Annotated in this window: 3 protein-coding genes; all 3 read right to left on the bottom strand. The window is 49.3% G+C overall.

Annotation, left to right across the window (positions count from 1 at the left end):
- Positions 1–8: 8 nt before the first annotated feature.
- From gatB to gatC, 3 genes are read right to left on the bottom strand one after another with little or no spacing between them, the layout of a single operon-like run.
- Positions 9–1,439 carry an Asp-tRNA(Asn)/Glu-tRNA(Gln) amidotransferase subunit GatB gene (gene gatB, locus C1T29_RS04430; protein WP_020450467.1) on the bottom strand — a complete coding sequence of 477 codons (1,431 nt, stop codon included), beginning with the start codon at positions 1,437–1,439 and terminating at the stop codon, positions 9–11.
- A 13-nt stretch (positions 1,440–1,452) separates the two neighbouring features.
- Positions 1,453–2,910, bottom strand: a complete 1,458-nt coding sequence (gene gatA, locus C1T29_RS04425) for an Asp-tRNA(Asn)/Glu-tRNA(Gln) amidotransferase subunit GatA (RefSeq protein WP_023855604.1) — start codon at positions 2,908–2,910, stop codon at positions 1,453–1,455.
- Between the two features lie 22 nt (positions 2,911–2,932).
- Positions 2,933–3,223, bottom strand: a complete 291-nt coding sequence (gatC, locus tag C1T29_RS04420) for an Asp-tRNA(Asn)/Glu-tRNA(Gln) amidotransferase subunit GatC (protein WP_003179590.1) — start codon at positions 3,221–3,223, stop codon at positions 2,933–2,935.
- Positions 3,224–3,306 lie beyond the last annotated feature (83 nt).

Below are 3,306 nucleotides of genomic sequence, written 5' to 3'. Positions count from 1 at the left end.
CTGTTTTTTTATCGTTTATTAATCTCTTCAAGAAGAAGCTTGTTGACCATCGGCGGGTTCGCTTGTCCTTTTGAGGCTTTCATGATTTGGCCGACAAGGAAGCCGATCGCACGGTCTTTTCCGTTTTTGAAGTCTTCGATCGATTGCGGATTGTTGTCGAGCGCTTCTGTGACAAGCTTTCTGAGCGTCGCTTCGTCAGAAATTTGCACAAGGCCTTTTTCTTTGACGATTTTTTCTGCGTCTCCGCCTTTTTCGATCAATTCTTTGAAGACCTTTTTCGCGATTTTCGATGAAATCGTGCCTTTTTCGATCAGCTTGACCAATCCTGCAAGGCCTTCAGGCGTGAGCGCAACATCCGCAAGCTCTTGTTGCTGAGCGTTCAAGTAAGCCGACACTTCACCCATCAGCCAGTTCGACGCCAGCTTCGCGTCTGCGCCTTTTTCGACGGCTGCTTCGAAGAAGTCGGACATTTCTTTTGTCAAAGTGAGCACTTTCGCGTCATAGGCAGGCAGGCCAAGCTCTTCGATGTAGCGCTTGCGGCGCTCGTCCGGAAGCTCAGGAATGCTGTCTTTCACGCGCTGTTTCCACTCATCGTCAATGTAAAGCTCGACAAGATCAGGCTCAGGGAAGTAGCGGTAGTCGTCAGATCCTTCTTTGACCCTCATCAAAATCGTCGTTTTGGACGCTTCATCATAGCGGCGCGTCTCCTGCTGAATGACACCGCCTGACAAAAGAACTTGCGCCTGGCGTTTTTCTTCGTGCTCAAGGCCTTTTTGAACAAAGGCAAATGAGTTCAGGTTTTTCAGCTCTGTCTTTGTGCCGAACTCCTCTTGTCCGATCGGACGGAGGGAGATGTTGGCGTCGCAGCGGAGCGAGCCCTCTTCCATCTTACAATCGGAAACGCCTGTATACTGAATGATTGATTTCAGTTTTTCAAGGTAGGCGTAAGCTTCTTCAGGCGTTCTGATATCGGGCTCGGAGACGATTTCAACCAGCGGTGTTCCCTGGCGGTTATAGTCGACAAGGGAGTAGCCGTCGCCTGTATGCGTCAATTTTCCCGCATCCTCTTCCAAATGAAGGCGGGTGATGCCGATGCGCTTTGTTTTTCCGCCGACTTCGATTTCGATCCAGCCGTTTTCGCCGATCGGTTTATCAAATTGAGAAATTTGATAAGCTTTCGGGTTGTCGGGGTAGAAATAGTTTTTCCGGTCGAATTTCGTTTCTGTCGCAATTTCGCAGTTGAGCGCCATCGCGGCTTTCATCGCGAAATTAACGGCTTCTTTGTTCAACACAGGCAGTACACCCGGATAGCCTAAGTCGATAACGCTTGTCTGCGTGTTGGCCGCCGCGCCGAATGGCGTTGGAGAACTGGAGAAAATTTTGGATTTTGTTTTGAGCTCCACGTGGACTTCAAGTCCGATTACCGTTTCAAAGTTCATGTTTTTTCACCCCTTACAGTTCAGGTTTTGCTTTATGGTGGTCTGTCGCCTGTTCGAATGCATGGGCGACGCGGTATACTGTGCTTTCGTCAAAGTGTTTGCCGATGATTTGCAGGCCGAGCGGCAAGCCGTTCGCCAAGCCGCACGGGACGCTGATTCCCGGTACGCCCGCAAGGTTGACAGGAATCGTCAGAATGTCATTGGCGTACATGGTCAGCGGATCGCTCGTTTTTTCGCCGATTTTAAATGCCGGCGTCGGCGTTGTCGGTCCGATGATAACGTCATAGTTTGCAAATACGTCTTCAAAGTCCTTTTTGATCAGCGTTCTGACTTTTTGCGCTTTTTTATAGTACGCATCATAGTAGCCTGAGCTGAGCGCGAACGTGCCGAGCATGATGCGGCGTTTCACTTCGTTTCCGAATCCTTCGGAACGCGTTTGTTTGTACAGGTCGATCAGGTTGTCGGCATTGTCCGTGCGGTAGCCGTAGCGGATGCCGTCGAAGCGCGCCAGGTTTGCCGACGCTTCAGATGAAGAAAGCAGGTAGTAAGTCGCCAGCGCGTATTTGCTGTGCGGAAGCGATACTTCTTCCCATGTCGCGCCAAGGCTTTCGAGCACTTTCAGCGCTTCAAGCACGGAATTTCTCGCTTCTTCTCCCACTCCTTCGCCGAGGTATTCTTTCGGCACGGCGATTTTAAGTCCTTTAATGTCGCCGGTTAACGCTGACAGATAGTCGGGCACGTCCACATTGGCGCTCGTCGAATCCATTTTGTCGACGCCTGAAATCGCCTGAAGAAGGTAGGCGTTGTCTTCGACAGATCTTGTGATCGGGCCGATTTGATCCAATGAAGAAGCAAATGCGACAAGGCCGTATCTGGAAACGCGTCCATATGTAGGCTTTAAGCCGACGACGCCGCAGAAAGATGCCGGCTGGCGAATCGATCCGCCCGTGTCAGATCCTAGTGAAAACGGCACTTCCCCGGCCGCAACCGCAGCCGCAGAGCCTCCGCTTGATCCGCCCGGAACAGTTTCGAGATTCCACGGGTTTTTTGTCTTTTTAAAGCCTGAGTTTTCTGTGGAAGAACCCATCGCGAATTCATCCATGTTCAGCTTTCCGATGGTGACCGCTTCAGCTTCGTGAAGACGCTCAACAACGGTTGCATCATAGATCGGATCAAAGTTCTCGAGAATTTTGCTTGCGCACGTTGTCCGCAGATCCTTTGTTACGATATTGTCCTTAATACCGATCGGCATCCCGAAAAGAAGGCCGTGCTCATCACGGGTATCAAGCGCTTCGTCCAATTCTTTGGCGTATGCGCGGGCTTTTTCTTCATCAAGCTGCAAAAAGGCTTGTACCTTTCCGTCAACTTCGTGAATCCGTTTGTAAGATTCATCGACTAAATCTGATATGCTGATCTCTTTATTATGTATGAGACGTTTTAATTCAGATATTTTATGGTCAAACAGTGACATGTTTTCTCGCTCCCTCCTTTATTCAGTCCAAGATTGACGGCACGCGGATGTAGCCGTCTTTATGATCAGGCGCGTTTTTGACAACGTCCTCAACCGGAAGTCCTTTATCAGGGACATCTTCCCTCATGATATTCTTCATTTGCAATACGTGCGTTGTTGGTTTAACATTCTCTGTATCGACTTCGTTCAGCTCTTCTGCAAATGAAATAATGCTGTCAAGCTGTTCGGTAAACATCGCCGCTTCCTCGTCCGTAATCGCCAGTCTGGCAAGATGGGCGACATGCTTTACTTCTTCTATAGAAATACGCGACATACTAAAAACACCTCCAAGGTTATTCTCGCTTAGTCATAATACTGATCATATCAAATTTTAGCCTTCTAAATCAACAAAACCAC

This window comes from Bacillus sp. MBGLi79, from assembly GCF_002953915.1.
This window is presented reverse-complemented; position numbering and strand designations above follow the sequence as displayed.

Excerpts from the sequence above, each read along its gene's own strand:
- gatB (WP_020450467.1), bottom strand. The coding sequence starts at position 1,439 with ATGAACTTTGAAACGGTAATCGGACTTGAAGTCCACGTGGAGCTCAAA.
- gatA (WP_023855604.1), bottom strand. The coding sequence starts at position 2,910 with ATGTCACTGTTTGACCATAAAATATCTGAATTAAAACGTCTCATACAT.
- gatC (WP_003179590.1), bottom strand. The coding sequence starts at position 3,223 with ATGTCGCGTATTTCTATAGAAGAAGTAAAGCATGTCGCCCATCTTGCC.